The sequence below is a fragment of the Variovorax frigidus genome (genome assembly GCF_051216515.1).
In the GTDB taxonomy this organism is placed as follows: domain Bacteria; phylum Pseudomonadota; class Gammaproteobacteria; order Burkholderiales; family Burkholderiaceae_C; genus Variovorax.
The window spans coordinates 51,274-66,088 of the sequence record NZ_JBPJZF010000011.1 but is presented as its reverse complement, the minus strand read 5'-3'; the positions used below and the strand labels follow the sequence as shown (position 1 = coordinate 66,088).

Sequence of the window (14,815 nt, the reverse complement as noted above, 5' to 3'; positions counted from 1 at the left end):
CCATGTTCAAGAAGATTCTGGTCGCCAATCGCGGCGAGATCGCGCTTCGGATTCAGCGTGCCTGCAGCGAGATGGGCATCAAGGCCGTGATGGTCTATTCCGAAGCCGATCGCGACGCCAAGTACGTCAAGCTGGCGCAGGAGGCCGTGTGCATCGGTCCGGCGCCGTCGGCGCTGAGCTATCTCAACATGCCGGCGATCATTTCGGCCGCCGAAGTGACCGACGCCGAAGCCATCCATCCCGGCTACGGCTTCCTGAGCGAAAACGCCAACTTCGCCGAACGCGTGGAGCAGAGCGGCTTTCAGTTCATCGGCCCGACGCCGGACAACATCCGCACGATGGGCGACAAGGTCTCGGCCAAGCAGTCGATGATCAAGGCCGGCGTGCCCTGCGTGCCGGGCTCCGAGGGCGAACTGTCCGACGACGTCGCCACCAACAAGCGCATTGCCCGCGCGATCGGCTACCCGGTCATCATCAAGGCGGCGGGCGGCGGCGGTGGCCGCGGCATGCGCGTGGTGCACACCGAGGCGGCACTGGTCAATGCGATCCAGATGACCAAGGCGGAAGCCGGCGCAGCCTTCAACAATCCGGCCGTGTACATGGAGAAATTCCTCCAGAACCCGCGCCACATCGAGATCCAGATTCTCGCGGACAAGCACAAGAACGCGGTCTACCTGGGCGAGCGCGACTGCTCGATGCAGCGTCGCCACCAGAAGGTGATCGAGGAATCGCCGGCGCCCGGTATTCCGCGCAAGCTGATCGAGAAGATCGGCGAGCGTTGCGCCGCGGCCTGCAAGAAGATCGGCTACCGCGGTGCCGGCACCTTCGAGTTCCTCTACGAGAACGGCGAGTTCTACTTCATCGAGATGAACACCCGCGTGCAGGTCGAGCATCCGGTGACCGAGTTCACCACCGGCATCGACATCGTGAAGACGCAGATCATGGTGGCGGCGGGCGAGAAGCTGCCGTTCACGCAGCGCCAGATCGAGATGCGCGGGCATTCGATCGAGTGCCGCATCAACGCCGAGGACGCCTACAAGTTCACGCCCTCGCCAGGCCGCATCACGATGTGGCATGCACCGGGCGGCCCGGGTGTGCGCGTCGACTCGCACGTCTACACCAACTACTTCGTGCCGCCGAACTACGACTCGATGATCGGCAAGATCATCGTGCACGGCGACACGCGCGAACAGGCGCTGGCGCGCATGCGCACCGCGCTGAGCGAGACCGTGGTCGAAGGCATCCAGACCAACATCCCGCTGCACCGCGAGCTGATGGTCGACGCCAAGTTCATGGCCGGCGGCACCAACATCCACTACCTCGAAGAGTGGCTTGCGGCGCGAGCCCGGTGATCCGACGTGTTTGAACTTCGCCTTCTCGCGCCCGAAGACCGCATCGAGTCGCTGAGCGACGCGCTCGACGCGCTCGACGCGCTGAGCGTGTCGGTGGAAGACGCCGACGCCCAGACCGATGCGGAGCAGGCGCTGTTCGGCGAGCCCGGCATGCCGCCGCCCAAGGACGGCTGGCAGCGCTCGCGCGTGATCGCGCTGTTCGCCGACGAGGCGCTGGCGCGCGGCGCGGCCGCGGTGCTCGCGGCGCAGGACTTCTTCGACGGTTGCGAGACCATCGGCGTGGCCGACGTGCCGGAGCAGGACTGGGTGCGTCTGACGCAGTCGCAGTTCGCGCCGGTCGAGATCACGCCCGAATTCTGGATCGTGCCGACCTGGCACGAGCCGCCCGCGCAGGCGCGCCAGGTGATCCGGCTCGATCCGGGCCTGGCCTTCGGCACCGGCACCCATCCCACCACGCGCATGTGTCTGCGCTGGATCGCGACCTCGCAGCGCACGGCCTCGGCCCGCGTGCTCGACTACGGTTGCGGGTCCGGCATCCTGGCGATCGGTGCGGCGAAGTTCGGTGCGGTGACGGTCGACGCGGTCGACATCGATCCGGCGGCCGTCGAAGCGACCCGGCTCAACGCCGAGGCCAACGCGGTGCAGCTGCAATCCGGCTTGCCGGACGCGGCGAGCGGGCGCTACGGGGCGGTGCTGGCCAACATCCTGGCCACGCCGCTCAAGGTGCTGGCACCGCTGCTGTGCGCCCATGTGCAGCCCGGCGGTTCGCTGGTGCTGGCCGGCATTCTCGAGCGCCAGGCCGACGAGCTCAAGCAGGCCTACGCGCCTTACGCCGCCCTCGAAGTCAGCGACGGCGAGGACGGCTGGATCCTCATGACCGCGCGCCTGTAGGTCGCTGCGGGCCGTGAGGCCCCCACCTACAATCCACGCCTCATGAGTCTCGCCACCCGCTGCCCCGCTTGCGGCACCACCTTCCGCGTGGTGCGAGACCAGCTCCGGATCTCGGATGGCTGGGTGCGCTGCGGTCGCTGCAGCCATGTCTTCGACGGCGCGGCCGAACTGCACGATCCGAAGTCGGAGCCGCCGCCGGTCGTGGCGGTCGCTGAGACGCCTGCATCGCCGCTCGCATTCGAAGCCGACACCCCCGCCGCGCCGAGCGCCGGCATCGATTTTTTCAGCGACACCTTGGCGCGGCTGCAGGCCGACGGGCCACCGCCGGCGCATCTCGCGCCCGTTGCACTGTCGGAACTGCCGTCGCTCGACCTGTCGTCGTCTTCCTGGCCCGTTTCCACGGTGGCCGAGGATGCGGCATCGGACGAACCCGAAGAAGAAGTGCCGGAGGCGTCTGCACTGTCCGTGCGTGGGCCGCACGACGGTGATTGGTCGCACCTGCCCTCGCTGCAAATGGATGCAGCGCCGACGGCGCCTCCTGTTGCGGACGTTGCTGTTGTCGCGGCCCTGCCGTCGGACGAGGCAGAGGCAGAGGCAGAGGGCGAGGACGCCATCCGTCCAGGGCCCAGTGCCCTGCGGCAGTCGCGCATCGTGGCGCTGCGGGCTGCACGCGCCACCCGCGCAGCAGCCCGGACCGAAAGCCTGCATGCCGGGGACGGCGAGGCGATCACGCTGGCCCTGACGCCGAGCGAACCCGTGGCGGGCGATGCCGCGGGTGTGCCCGCGTTCGGCATCGCGCGCAGCTTCCGCGCCAATCCCGGGGCCCAGCCGATGCGGCAGCCGGCGCGGTGGTGGCCTCGCCTGCTGCGGGCCTTCGTGCTGGCGGCCCTGGTGTTGCTGCTGCTCGCGCAAGTGCTCTATCAGCAGCGCGACGCGATCGTCGCGCGCCAGCCTGTGCTGCAGCCGTGGTTCGCGGGGCTCTGCGAGCGCCTGGGCTGCCAGCTGTCCGCCTTGCGGCGCATCGCCGACATCACCATCGACGGCGCTTCCTTTCTGCGCGAGAAGGAAGGCGAGGGCTACCAGTTCAGCTTCACGCTGCGCAACCGCGCGGCCATTCCGCTGGCGATGCCGGCCGTCGAACTTTCGCTGCTCGATACCGAGGAGCGCACCGTGGTGCGGCGCGTGCTGCGTCCGGCCGAGTACGGCGCGCCGGCGGTGCTGGCGGCACATGCGGAGCGCGCGACGCTGCTGCCGATCGCGCTGGTCGGCGAGGAGGCTTCCTCTGCCTCGCGCGTGGCCGGCTTCCGGCTCGATGCCTTCTATCCCTGAGCGCGCCCGTTGCTGCGCGCTCTTTCCATCCTTTCATTCCTCTAACCGACGGCTCGACCATGGCAGCAGTGATTTGCGGTTCTCTCGCGTTCGACACGATCATGACTTTCGAGGGCCGGTTCGCCGACCAGATCCTTCCTGATCAATTGCACATCCTCAACGTGTCCTTCCTGGTGCCGGCGTTGCGTCGCGACTTCGGCGGCTGCGCAGGCAACATCGCCTATGCGCTGAACGCGCTGGGTGGCCGCGCGCTGCCGATGGCCACAGTGGGCAGCGACGGCGCGGACTATGTCGCGCACCTCCAGGGCCTGGGCATCGGGACCGAGTTCGTGCGCGAGCTGTCCGACACCTACACCGCGCAGTGCTTCATCACCACCGACCTGGCCAACAACCAGATCACCGCCTTCCATCCGGGCGCGATGCAGCAGGCTCATGTGACGCGCATCGCGGCGCGCGACGACATCCGCCTGGGCATCATCTCGCCGGACGGGCGCGACGCCATGCTCCAGCACGCCGAGCAGTTCAAGCAGGCCGGCATTCCCTTCGTGTTCGATCCGGGCCAGGGCCTGCCGATGTTCAACGGCGACGAGCTGGCACGCTTCATCGAGCAGTCCGACTGGGTCACGGTCAACGACTACGAAGGCAAGATGCTGAGCGATCGCACCGGCTGGGACAACGCAGAGATCTCGCGCCGGGTGCGCGGGCTCGTCGTCACGCTCGGCGAGGAGGGCTGCGACGTCTGGGTCAACGGCGAGCGCACCCACGTGCCCGCGGTCAAACCCGCGGCGATCGTCGATCCCACGGGCTGTGGCGACGCTTGGCGCGGTGCGTTGCTGTTCGGGCTGGAACAGGGCTGGCCGCTGGAGAAGTGCGCGTTGCTGGGCAACCGCATCGGTGCCCTGAAGATCGCGCAGCGCGGCCCGCAGAACTACACCGTCGATCGCCAGCAGCTCGGACTCTGAGCGCCCCAGCGCCCAAGAAAAAAGCCCGGGACCTTGCGGTACCGGGCTTTTGGCCTTCAGGGCCCTGAGAAAACTCAGGGCTTGCTGGCCGTCGGGAAAGGCCAAGCGGCCTGAGGGTTCAGCGTCGTCTGCGCAGCGGGGGCAGGTGCTACAGCAGCCTTCGCGGGCGCCTTGGCAGCCTTCTTGGCAGCAGGGGCCTTGGGGGCAGGCTTTGCAGCAGGCGCCTTGGGGGCAGGCTTGGCAGCGGGCTTCTTCGCGGCTTTCTTGGCGGCGGGCTTCTTGGCCGCTGCCTTCTTCGCGGGGGCCTTCTTCGCCGGCGCCTTCTTGGCAGCAGCCTTCTTGGCCGGTGCCTTCTTGGCGGCGACGGCCTTCTTTGCCGGAGCCTTCTTCGCTACGACCTTCTTGGCAGCGGCCTTCTTGGCCGGCGCCTTCTTGGCAACGACCTTCTTAGCCGGAGCCTTCTTCGCCGCGACCTTCTTGGCAGGAGCCTTCTTCGCCGGAGCCTTCTTCGCTACGACCTTCTTGGCCGGAGCCTTCTTGGCGGCGACGACCTTCTTTGCCGGAGCCTTCTTTGCTGCGGCTTTCTTCGCCGGCGCTTTCTTTGCAGTTGCCATTTCTTTCTCCTTGATCAAGTTGAAAAATCAACCTTTTGAAGCACTCCACGCACGCTTGTGTACGTGAAGCGATCCATGGCGTTGGGAATCAAGCCCCAGCACCATGAACACCTGCGCCCTCGCCACGCCGCGTTCTGTGACGCAGTGGGTGTCGAAGGCAATTCCTGAATTCATCGATTCTTTTCGTTCAAAAGTTCAGTCCCAGGAGAGCGCACCACCCGACTGGTACTCGATCACGCGGGTTTCGAAGAAATTGCGCTCTTTCTTCAAGTCGATCATTTCGCTCATCCAGGGGAACGGATTTTCTTCGTTCGGGAACAGTGTCTCGAGGCCGATCTGCTGGGCACGCCGGTTGGCGATGTAGCGCAGGTAGCCCTTGAACATCGAGGCGTTCATGCCGAGCACGCCGCGGGGCATGGTGTCTTCGGCGTACTGGTACTCGAGCTCGACGGCCTTCAGGAACAGATCCTTGATCTCGGCCTTGAAGTCCGCGGTCCACAGGTTGGGGTTCTCCAGCTTGAGCTGGTTGATCAGGTCGATGCCGAAATTGCAGTGCATCGATTCGTCGCGCAGGATGTACTGGTACTGCTCGGCAGCGCCCGTCATCTTGTTCTGGCGGCCCAGTGCCAGGATCTGCGTGAAGCCGACGTAGAAGAACAGGCCTTCCATCAGGCAGGCGAACACGATCAGCGACTTGAGCAGGGTCTGGTCGGTCTCGTGGGTGCCGGTCTTGAAGTGCGGGTCGCTGATGGCCTCGATGAACGGGATCAGGAACTGGTCCTTGTTGCGGATCGACGGCACTTCGTTGTACGCGTTGAAGATCTCGCTCTCGTCCAGGCCGAGCGACTCGACGATGTACTGGTAGGCGTGCGTGTGGATCGCCTCTTCGAAGGCCTGGCGCAGCAGGAACTGGCGGCACTCGGGGGCGGTGATGTGGCGGTACGTGCCCAGCACGATGTTGTTGGCGGCCAGCGAGTCGGCGGTCACGAAGAAGCCGAGGTTGCGCTTGACGATGCGGCGCTCGTCTTCGGTCAGGCCGTTCGGGTCTTTCCACAACGCGATGTCGCGCGTCATGTTCACTTCCTGCGGCATCCAGTGGTTGGCGCAGGTGGCGAGGTACTTTTCCCAGGCCCACTTGTACTTGAACGGCACCAGCTGGTTGACGTCGGTCTGGCCGTTGATGATGCGCTTGTCGGCGGCGTTGACGCGGCGTGCGACGGCCGGTGCGGCGGGTGTTTGCGAAGTCGGGACTTCCATCGAGCGCGCGATCGGTGCGCCGTTTTGCGATGAATGATGCAAGCCTTGTTGCATGTCCTTTGGCAAGGAGGGTTTGACTTCTTCGTCCCAGGTCAACATAGAAAAATCCAATGCTCAAATTATGTGAGCAACGATGTGAGTTGCAAAGTGCCTCTCACATCGTGCTCGAATTATGTCGTGCTTATGTTGTTCGCATGCATCGCATTTCATGTCGGGCGATGCCGCGAATCACATTCGCATCAGGCTGACATCACTGGCAGGCCTCGCAGGTCGGGTCGTCGACGCCGCAGAACGCGATGTCGGTGGCCGGCATCGCGGCGAGCTGCGCTTGCGCCGCGAGTGCCGCCGCTTCGATCGCGCTCATGCCCGACGATGCTTCGTTGCTGCCGCCAGAGGACACCGCGTTGAGGCGCCCCGATTGCACGGTCGACTTCTCGGCGTGCGTCGCGCTCTGCGTGCGCAGGTAGTAGGTGGTCTTCAGGCCGCGCAGCCATGCGAGCTTGTAGGTGTCGTCGAGCTTCTTGCCCGATGCGCCGGCCATGTAGATGTTCAGCGACTGCGCCTGATCGATCCACTTCTGGCGCCGTGCGGCCGCTTCCACCAGCCACTTGGTCTCGACTTCGAAGGCCGTGCCGTAGAGCGCCTTGATGTCTTGCGGCACGCGGTCGATCGGACGCAGCGAGCCGTCGAAGTGCTTCAGGTCCATGACCATCACGTCGTCCCACAGGCCCAGGCGCTTGAGGTCGCGCACCAGGTAGTGGTTGATCACGGTGAACTCGCCCGACAGGTTCGACTTGACCGACAGGTTGCCGAAGCAGGGTTCGATCGAGGCGTCGACGCCGATGATGTTCGAGATGGTCGCGGTCGGTGCGATCGCGGTGCAGTTCGAGTTGCGCATGCCGTCGAGCTTGATCTTCTGGCGCAGCGCATCCCAGTCGAGCGTGGCCGAGCGGTCGACCTCGACGTAGCCGCCGCGAGCCTGTTCGAGCAGGTCGAGCGTGTCGATCGGCAGGATGCCCTTGTCCCACAGCGAGCCCTTGTAGCTCGAGTACTTGCCGCGTTCCTTGGCCAGATCGGTCGAGGCCCAGTAGGCGTGGTAGCAGATGGCTTCCATCGACTCGTCGGCGAACTGCACGGCTTCTTCCGAGGCGTAGGGAATGCGCAGTTCGTACAGCGCGTCCTGGAAGCCCATCAGGCCCAGGCCCACCGGACGGTGGCGCAGGTTCGAGTCGCGTGCCTTCTTGACCGCGTAGTAGTTGATGTCGATCACGTTGTCGAGCATGCGCATCGCCGTCGAGATCGTCTTCTTGAGCTTGGCCTGATCGACCTTGCCGTCCTTCAGATGCTGCAGCAGGTTGACCGAGCCGAGGTTGCAGACCGCGGTTTCGGTGTCGCTGGTGTTCAGCGTGATCTCGGTGCACAGGTTCGACGAGTGAACCACGCCGGCGTGCTGCTGCGGCGAGCGCACGTTGCAGGCGTCCTTGAACGTGATCCAGGGATGACCGGTCTCGAACAGCATCGTGAGCATCTTGCGCCACAGGTCGGCCGCGGGCAGCGTGCGCGAGGGCTTGATCTCGCCGCGCTGCGCCTTCTCTTCGTAGGCGACGTAGGCGCGCTCGAAGTCGGCGCCGAACAGGTCGTGCAGGTCGGGCACGTTGTTGGGCGAGAACAGCGTCCAGGTGCCCTTCTCCATGACACGGCGCATGAACAGATCCGGAATCCAGTTGGCGGTGTTCATGTCGTGCGTGCGGCGGCGGTCGTCGCCGGTGTTCTTGCGCAGCTCCAGGAACTCCTCGATGTCGAGGTGCCAGGTTTCCAGGTAGGTGCAGACCGCGCCCTTGCGCTTGCCGCCCTGGTTCACGGCCACGGCCGTGTCGTTCACCACCTTGAGGAAGGGCACGACGCCCTGCGATTCGCCGTTGGTGCCCTTGATGTGGCTGCCCAGCGCGCGCACGCGGGTCCAGTCGTTGCCCAGGCCGCCCGCGAACTTCGACAGCAGTGCGTTTTCCTTGATCGACTCATAGATGCCGTCGAGGTCGTCGGGCACGGTCGTCAGGTAGCAGCTCGACAGCTGCGAGCGCAGCGTGCCGGCGTTGAACAGCGTGGGCGTGCTCGACATGAAGTCGAAGGACGACAGAACTTCGTAGAACTCGATGGCGCGCGCTTCGCGGTCGATCTCGCCCAGCGACAGGCCCATGGCCACGCGCATGAAGAAGGCCTGCGGCAATTCGATGCGGGTCTTGCGCACGTGCAGGAAGTAGCGGTCGTACAGCGTCTGCAGGCCGAGGTAGTCGAACTGCAGGTCGCGTTCGGCCTTGAGTGCGGCGCCCAGGCGCGGCAGGTCGAACTGCAGCAGCTTCTCGTCGAGCAGTTCGTTGTCGACGCCCTTCTTGATGAACTGCGGGAAGTAGTCGACGTAGGCCTGCGAGCGTTCGGCCGGCATCACTTCGCGGCCGATGATCTCCTTGAAGATCGTGTGCAGCAGCAGGCGTGCGGTGGCGAAGGTGTAGTCGGGGTCCTTCTCGATCAGCGTGCGGGCGGCCAGGATCGAGGCCTTGTAGACCTCGTCGAGCGGCACGCCGTCGTACAGGTTGCGCATCGTCTCGGCCTGGATGGGCGCGGCGGTGATGGTGTCGCCCAGACCTTCGCAGGCGGATTCGATCAGGCCCTTGAGCTCGTTCAGGTCGAGCGCGACGCGTTCGCCGCGGTCGAGCACGTGCAGCGCGGGCGCCGCCGGCGCGTCCTGTTCGCCCTGCTTGGTGCGCTCCTGCGAGCGGCGTTCGCGGTACAGCACGTAGGCGCGCGCGATCTCATGGTGGCCGCCGCGCATCAGGCCGAGTTCGACCGCGTCCTGCACGTCTTCGATGTGGAAGGTGCCGCCGCTCGGACGCGAGCGCACCATGGCGCGCACCACGGACTGCGTCAGCGTGTCGACGGTCTCGCGCACGCTGGCCGAAGCCGCGCCCTGGGTGCCGTGCACGGCCAGGAAGGCCTTCATCAGCGCGATGGCGATCTTGTTCGGCTCGAAGGGCACGACCGCGCCGTTGCGGCGAATGATCTGGTAGTGCGTGAGCGCTTCGTGGGTGGGCGTGCCTGCGGTGTCGCGGGCGCCGGCATTCTGCTGCGGCGCGCTGGCGCGGGCGGCGGACGGTGTGTTCAGGGCTGTTTGCATTCGGTCCTCTGTTTGGCGATTTCTTGTTGGGGGGAACGGCGAGCGGCTCGGCGTTCGGCCGCCGGGGCCACGGTGCATTCGCGACCGTTGAAGCGGGCAGGCACACTATATCTAGTGTGTGAGGCGCCCACAATCACTAGATGTAGTGTTTTTCACGGACTTCAATGCATGCTGGAGTGCGTGATCCGCGCCTGGGCTGCGTGCCATGCGGCATGGTTACTGGATCAGTTTGCACGAGGCCAGCAACCATGCAGGTTTCCAGCGCTTTTGGGCTTGCAGGCCCCATGGTTGCTGGCCTCCGTGCCTTGCAGAACGCGCGCAGTCCTGTGGGGCGGATGGGGCATCGCCGACGCCGCAGCGATTGAAAATCTTTAGCCTGCCACCGTGCCCGAGGGAAACATCGCGCTCGGCCAGCCGGTATCGGCCTGCAGGCGCGGCCAGACGAAGCCGGGGCCCGGGTCGATCTTGCGGCCCGGCGCGACATGCTCGTGCCCGGCGACGAAGGCGATCGCATAGTGCTGCGCGATGGCCGGGCACAGGCTGGCCAGCGTCTCGTATTGGGCGTCCTCGAAGCGCTCGCCTTCGAGTCCTTCGAGTTCGATGCCGATCGAGTCGTCGTTGCAGTTGCTCCGGCCGCGCCACGCCGAGGGGCCGGCGTGCCAGGCGCGTGCCTCGCAGCTCACGAACTGCCAGAGCTCGCCGTTGCGCCGCACATAGAAGTGCGCCGACACCTCGGTGCCGCGGATCTGCTGGAAGTAGGGGTGTGCATCCCAATCGAGCTGGTTGGTGAACAGCCGCTGCACCTCGTCGCCGCCGTAGCGGCCCGGCGGCAGGCTGATGGAGTGCAGCACGATCAGGTCGATCCGTGCACCGTCCGGCCGCGCGCCGAAGTTGGGCGAAGGCAGCGCCTTGGCGAAGCGGTACCAGCCCGCTTGCCAGAGCGCATCGGCGTCATCCCTCATCGCCGGCGCCCACGGGCTCTTCGCCCCCGGGCGTGCTGATGCCCAGGCGCGCGATGCGGTAGCGGATCTGGCGCAGGCTCAGGCCCAGGCGCGCCGCCGCCGCGGTGCGGTTGAAGCCGCTTTCGCGCAGCGCTCGCACGAGGATCTCGCGCTCCTGCTGATCGAGGTAGGTCTGCAGGTCGGGCGGGACGGCGGGGGGCACGGCCGCCGGCGGTGCCTGCGGCGTGACGACCACCGTGGCGTCCGCGACGGCCGGGCGTTCGAGCGGCGCCACGCCGCTGGCTTCGAAATCCAGGTGCAGTTCGTCGCCGTCGTTCAGCGCGACCGCGCGGTGCAGCAGGTTCTCGAGTTCGCGCACATTGCCTTGCAGCGGATGGGCCGTCAGGCGCCCGACGACTTCCGGCGAGAGCGCCGGCACGTTCATGCCGGCATCGCGGGCGATGCGCGCCAGCAGCGCGGCGCACAGCAGCGGCAGGTCTTCACGCCGATCGCGCAAGGCCGGTACGGCGATCTCGATCACGTTGAGCCGGTAGAACAGGTCCTGGCGAAAGCGGCCGTTCTGGACCTCGGCCTGCAGGTCCTTGTGGGTGGCGCTCACGATGCGCACGTCGACCGCGTCCTCCTGCGTCGAGCCGATCGGCCGCACGCTGCGTTCCTGGATGGCGCGCAACAGCTTGGACTGCATGGCCAGCGGCAGATCGCCGATCTCGTCGAGGAACAGGGTGCCGCCGCGCGCCGCCTGGAAGTAACCGTCGCGGTCCTGCGACGAGCCGGTGTAGGCGCCCTTGCGCGCGCCGAAGAACTCGGCCTCGAGCAGGTTCTCGGGAATGGCGCCGCAATTGACGGCAATGAAGGGTCCTTCGCTGCGCTGGCTGCAGGCATGCACCGCACGCGCGACCAGTTCCTTGCCGGTGCCTGATTCGCCGCGCACCAGCACCGGCGCCATGCCGCGCGCGACCTTGGCGATGCGCGACTTGACCAGGCGCATCGGCTCCGAGTCGCCGACCAGGCGGTCGAGCGCGGCCGTGCCGCTGCCGCCGACCGTCTCGGCGCGGCCGGACGGCGCGGCGGGCACCACCCGCACGGGCACCACCGGGGCTTGCACCGCGGAGGCGACCACGGCGCGGAACTGCTTCAGGTCGACCGGCTTGGTGAGGTAGTCGAAGGCGCCGGCTTTCAGCGCCTCGACGGCGTTCTCGGCCGAACCGTAGGCCGTCATGACCACGCAGCGCTCGCCGCGCTGCTCGCGCTGGATGCGTTGCAGGATCTCCATGCCCAGCCCGTCGGGCAGCCGCATGTCGGTGATCACCGCGTCGAAGCGCTGGCCCTCCAAATGCTGCCAGGCCTCGGCCACGCTGCCGGCGGCTTCGACGCGGTAGCCCTCGCGCAGCAGCGTGAGCTCGTAGAGCGTGCGCAGGTCGGGCTCATCGTCGACGACCAGGATCTGCGCCGTGCGCGCGGCGGGGGGATGGTTGGAACTCACGTGGCTATTGTGTCAGTCGCCCTTCGGCTTCCGCGAAGCTCACGAAGAAGGCATTGCCTTCCGGCCCCGTCGGCGAGACGGCGCGCCGCTCGTAGCCGATGGTGGCGCCGTGGCGTTCGCAGAGCTCGCGGCAGAGGAAAAGGCCGAGGCCGCTCGAGCGGCTTTCCGAGGAGAAGAAGGGCTCGAACAGGTGGCGCTGCACGGCCGGTTCCAGCGGGGCGCCATCGCTCCAGACCTGCAGGCCGGCGCGGCCCTTGGCGTTGCGCCGGGTGGTCAGCTGGATCGAGCCTTCGCGTTCGCCGGCGTAGCGCGCCGCGTTGTCGAGCAGGTTCACCAGAATGCGGCGCAGGTGCTCGATGTCGAAGCTCACATCGCTGCCGCCGGCCTCCAGCACGAGCAGCACGCCGTGGCGCCGGGTCTGGCGCACCCATTCCTCCGCGATGGTGCGCACGGTCGGGTCGAGTGCGAACTGCTCGCCCAGCGGCAGCACGCGCTGCTGGCGCACGCGCGCGACGTCGAGCACGTCGTCGACGATGCGGGCCAGCCGCTGCGCGTTCTGCTCGACCATCGCGATGAGGCGGCGGTGCGCGGGGTCGGTCAGGTCCTCGCTGAGCAGCGCGCCGGCCTGGGTGATGGCGGCCAGCGGGTTGCGGATCTCGTGCGCGACCGCCGCCGACATGCGGCCCATGGCCGCCAGTTTCTCGGTGCGGATGCGGGCTTCGAGTTCGCGCAGGTCCTGCAGGAACATCACGCAGAGGCCGTCGGCGCGGCCCTCGATGGCGGGCGTCAGGCGGGTGCGCACGCGCACTTCACGCGCCGCGCCCTGGGCCTGGGCCACCGGCAGTTCGCGCATCTGCGCGGTCTGCCGGCTGAAGGTCTGTTCGGCCACGGCCGCGAGCGGCCGCCAGGCGGGCTGCGTGCCGAGCGTGAAGGGCAGCACCATCGAGGCCAGGCCCTGGCCGAGGATGGCATCGGCCGCCGGATTGGCCGCGTGCACCCGGCCGTCGGCGCTGATCACCAGCACGCCCTCGCTCAGCGTCTCGATGACCAGGTCGTTGACCTGGGCGTGCATCTGCGCCGCGCTGCGCCCGCGCTGTGCCAGCGTGACCTCGCGCGCCAGCCGGCGCGACAGCTGATTGGCCAGCAATGCCACCACGAACAGGCCGGTGCCGGTCAGCGCGGCCTGCACGAAACGCGGGCTGACGTCGCCGCTCATGTCGAGCCAGCGCCAGCCGGCATCGGCCAGCAGCAGCAGCGTGACCGCCGCCGAGGTGCCCAGCCCGACCATCAGCGTGCCGAGCACGGCGCCCATCAGCACCGGCAGGGCGAAGAGCGGTGTGTAGTTGATGCTGCCGATCTGCAGCAACTGCAGTGCGGTGAAGGCGGCCAGGTCGATCGCGATGGTCGTGCCCCATGCGATGCCGAAGCTGCGCAGCGGCAGGTGAAAGGGCGCGAAGCGCGCGCTCAGCAGCGTGGCCACCAGATAGCCGGCCGAGATCAGGGCGGCCACCGTGTGCACCGTCTGGCTGAGGGCGTAGGCCAGCAACTGCAGCAGCAGCAGCACCATCGCAACGAAACAGCGCGCGGTCATGAAGCCGCGCCACAGGCGATGCAGCGCGGTGTCTCGGTCGGCCAGCGGTTCGAGCTCGGCCCAATCGGTCGCAGGATCGCCGCGTGACCAGATGAACGGAACCATCGCGCCCGCGGGTCAGCCGGCGCCGGCGCGGCGGTGGGCAACGCTGCAATAGACCCCGCCGGGCCCCGGCAACGCATCGATCGCCGGCAGATGCAGCCCGCAGTGTGCGCAACGGGCCATGGCCTGCGGCGGGCCGACGGCCGGTGGGGCCGCCTTCTTCGGCGCGGCGGCGCGCTTCTCGCGCATCTCTTCGCGCCGACCCTGACGCCAGGCCCAGATGCCGATCGAGACCACCAGCAGGACCAACAGGTATTTCATGCGATGGCCCCTCGGCTCAGCAGCACTTCGAGCACGAAGCGCGATCCCACGTAGGCCAGCAGCAGCAAGGCCGCGCCGGCGTAGAGCACGCGGCGCGCGGTGCGGCCGCGCCAGCCGAAGCGTGCACGGCCGATCAGCAACACCGCGAAGGTCAGCCACGCGAGCACCGAGAAGGTCGACTTGTGGTCCCACTTCCAGGCGCGGCCGACCGCGCCGTAGAGTGTCTCGCTGAACAGCAGGCCGGCCAGCAGCGTGGCCGACAGCAGCACGAAGCCCGCGGTCACGAAGCGGAAGGTGAGGCGTTCGAGCGTCAGCAGCGGCACCTCGGCCTGCGGCGCGGTGGCCATGCGGATCTGTTTCTCGGCGCGCGTCGTGAGCCAGGCGTGCACCACGGCCGCGCCGAACAATCCGTAGGAGGCGATGCCCAGCGCCAGGTGCAGCGGCAGCCAGGGGGAGGCCGCCACGTGCAGGGGCGTGCCGGGGAACAGCACGGCGAGCAGCACCACCACGGCGCCCAGCGCGGCCAGCACGCGGCGCACCGTCAATTGCGGAAACATGCGGCTTTCGACCGCGTACACCGTGAGCACCAGCCAGGCCATGACCGACAGCGCCGGCGCGAAACCGAAGCGCGGCACGGCGCTGACCAGGCCGACGGCCAGTGCCAGGCCATGCAGCAGCCACGCCAGTCCGAGCGCGGATTGGGTGGCCTGGCGGTTCAGCCGGGAGGCAGCGGCCGCCGTCAGCCCATAGGCGGCGGCGGTTGCGATGCCCAGCGCCACGCCGAGTGGGGAGGGGATCGCTAAAATCATGGAGTCAGTTTATCTCCCCCAGGCTTGCGC

The 14,815-nt window shown here is 67.4% G+C and carries 12 protein-coding genes; 4 read left to right on the top strand and 8 right to left on the bottom strand.

Going from position 1 to position 14,815, the window contains the following annotated elements; all coding sequences use genetic code 11:
- Positions 1–2: 2 nt before the first annotated feature.
- The 4 genes from accC to ACSFBC_RS27070 are packed head-to-tail and all read left to right on the top strand — an operon-like array spanning position 3 to position 4,534.
- A complete protein-coding gene (gene accC / locus ACSFBC_RS27085; RefSeq protein ID WP_435513428.1) occupies positions 3–1,352 on the top strand; it encodes an acetyl-CoA carboxylase biotin carboxylase subunit in 1,350 nt (449 codons plus the stop codon).
- A gap of 6 nt (positions 1,353–1,358) precedes the next feature.
- The gene (gene prmA, locus ACSFBC_RS27080; RefSeq protein ID WP_435513427.1) at positions 1,359–2,243 is read left to right on the top strand and encodes a 50S ribosomal protein L11 methyltransferase; all 885 of its coding nucleotides are present in this window, start codon (positions 1,359–1,361) and stop codon (positions 2,241–2,243) included.
- Positions 2,244–2,285: 42 nt separating this feature from the next.
- A complete protein-coding gene (locus tag ACSFBC_RS27075; RefSeq protein ID WP_435513426.1) occupies positions 2,286–3,572 on the top strand; it encodes a DUF3426 domain-containing protein in 1,287 nt (428 codons plus the stop codon).
- Between the two features lie 59 nt (positions 3,573–3,631).
- Positions 3,632–4,534 carry a carbohydrate kinase family protein gene (locus ACSFBC_RS27070; protein WP_435513425.1) on the top strand — a complete coding sequence of 301 codons (903 nt, stop codon included), beginning with the start codon at positions 3,632–3,634 and terminating at the stop codon, positions 4,532–4,534.
- Between the two features lie 74 nt (positions 4,535–4,608).
- Here the strand turns inward: ACSFBC_RS27070 and ACSFBC_RS27065 are convergent, their stop codons facing one another.
- From ACSFBC_RS27065 to ACSFBC_RS27030, 8 genes are all read right to left on the bottom strand, one after another.
- Complete coding sequence (locus ACSFBC_RS27065) at positions 4,609–5,148, bottom strand: histone H1-like DNA-binding protein (protein WP_435513424.1); 540 nt, start codon at positions 5,146–5,148, stop codon at positions 4,609–4,611.
- Between the two features lie 195 nt (positions 5,149–5,343).
- Complete coding sequence (locus ACSFBC_RS27060; RefSeq protein WP_435513423.1) at positions 5,344–6,504, bottom strand: ribonucleotide-diphosphate reductase subunit beta; 1,161 nt, start codon at positions 6,502–6,504, stop codon at positions 5,344–5,346.
- Positions 6,505–6,655: 151 nt separating this feature from the next.
- Complete coding sequence (locus ACSFBC_RS27055; protein WP_435513422.1) at positions 6,656–9,577, bottom strand: ribonucleoside-diphosphate reductase subunit alpha; 2,922 nt, start codon at positions 9,575–9,577, stop codon at positions 6,656–6,658.
- A 371-nt stretch (positions 9,578–9,948) separates the two neighbouring features.
- Entirely contained in the window at positions 9,949–10,539 is a 591-nt protein-coding gene (gene ampD / locus ACSFBC_RS27050) for a 1,6-anhydro-N-acetylmuramyl-L-alanine amidase AmpD (protein WP_435513421.1), read from the bottom strand.
- Positions 10,529–12,022, bottom strand: coding sequence for a sigma-54-dependent transcriptional regulator (locus ACSFBC_RS27045; RefSeq protein ID WP_435513420.1), 1,494 nt, complete (start codon positions 12,020–12,022; stop codon positions 10,529–10,531). Before ACSFBC_RS27045 ends, ampD begins: the two co-directional genes overlap by 11 nt.
- Before the next feature lie 4 nt (positions 12,023–12,026).
- Positions 12,027–13,718: a two-component system sensor histidine kinase NtrB gene (locus tag ACSFBC_RS27040; RefSeq protein WP_435513419.1), complete on the bottom strand. Its 1,692-nt coding sequence runs from the start codon at positions 13,716–13,718 to the stop codon at positions 12,027–12,029.
- 12 nt (positions 13,719–13,730) lie between these two features.
- Positions 13,731–13,976: a PP0621 family protein gene (locus ACSFBC_RS27035; RefSeq protein WP_435513418.1), complete on the bottom strand. Its 246-nt coding sequence runs from the start codon at positions 13,974–13,976 to the stop codon at positions 13,731–13,733.
- Positions 13,973–14,785 (bottom strand): cytochrome C assembly family protein, encoded by an 813-nt coding sequence (locus ACSFBC_RS27030; protein ID WP_435513417.1) that lies wholly within the window; start codon positions 14,783–14,785, stop codon positions 13,973–13,975. Before ACSFBC_RS27030 ends, ACSFBC_RS27035 begins: the two co-directional genes overlap by 4 nt.
- Positions 14,786–14,815 lie beyond the last annotated feature (30 nt).

What these genes read in the sequence shown, in the direction of transcription:
- ACSFBC_RS27065 (WP_435513424.1), bottom strand. Translation starts at nt 5,148, where the DNA reads ATGGCAACTGCAAAGAAAGCGCCGGCGAAGAAAGCCGCAGCAAAGAAG.
- accC (WP_435513428.1), top strand. Translation starts at nt 3, where the DNA reads ATGTTCAAGAAGATTCTGGTCGCCAATCGCGGCGAGATCGCGCTTCGG.
- ACSFBC_RS27060 (WP_435513423.1), bottom strand. Translation starts at nt 6,504, where the DNA reads ATGTTGACCTGGGACGAAGAAGTCAAACCCTCCTTGCCAAAGGACATG.
- ampD (WP_435513421.1), bottom strand. Translation starts at nt 10,539, where the DNA reads ATGAGGGATGACGCCGATGCGCTCTGGCAAGCGGGCTGGTACCGCTTC.
- ACSFBC_RS27040 (WP_435513419.1), bottom strand. Translation starts at nt 13,718, where the DNA reads ATGGTTCCGTTCATCTGGTCACGCGGCGATCCTGCGACCGATTGGGCC.
- ACSFBC_RS27070 (WP_435513425.1), top strand. Translation starts at nt 3,632, where the DNA reads ATGGCAGCAGTGATTTGCGGTTCTCTCGCGTTCGACACGATCATGACT.
- ACSFBC_RS27035 (WP_435513418.1), bottom strand. Translation starts at nt 13,976, where the DNA reads ATGAAATACCTGTTGGTCCTGCTGGTGGTCTCGATCGGCATCTGGGCC.
- ACSFBC_RS27075 (WP_435513426.1), top strand. Translation starts at nt 2,286, where the DNA reads ATGAGTCTCGCCACCCGCTGCCCCGCTTGCGGCACCACCTTCCGCGTG.
- ACSFBC_RS27030 (WP_435513417.1), bottom strand. Translation starts at nt 14,785, where the DNA reads ATGATTTTAGCGATCCCCTCCCCACTCGGCGTGGCGCTGGGCATCGCA.
- ACSFBC_RS27055 (WP_435513422.1), bottom strand. Translation starts at nt 9,577, where the DNA reads ATGCAAACAGCCCTGAACACACCGTCCGCCGCCCGCGCCAGCGCGCCG.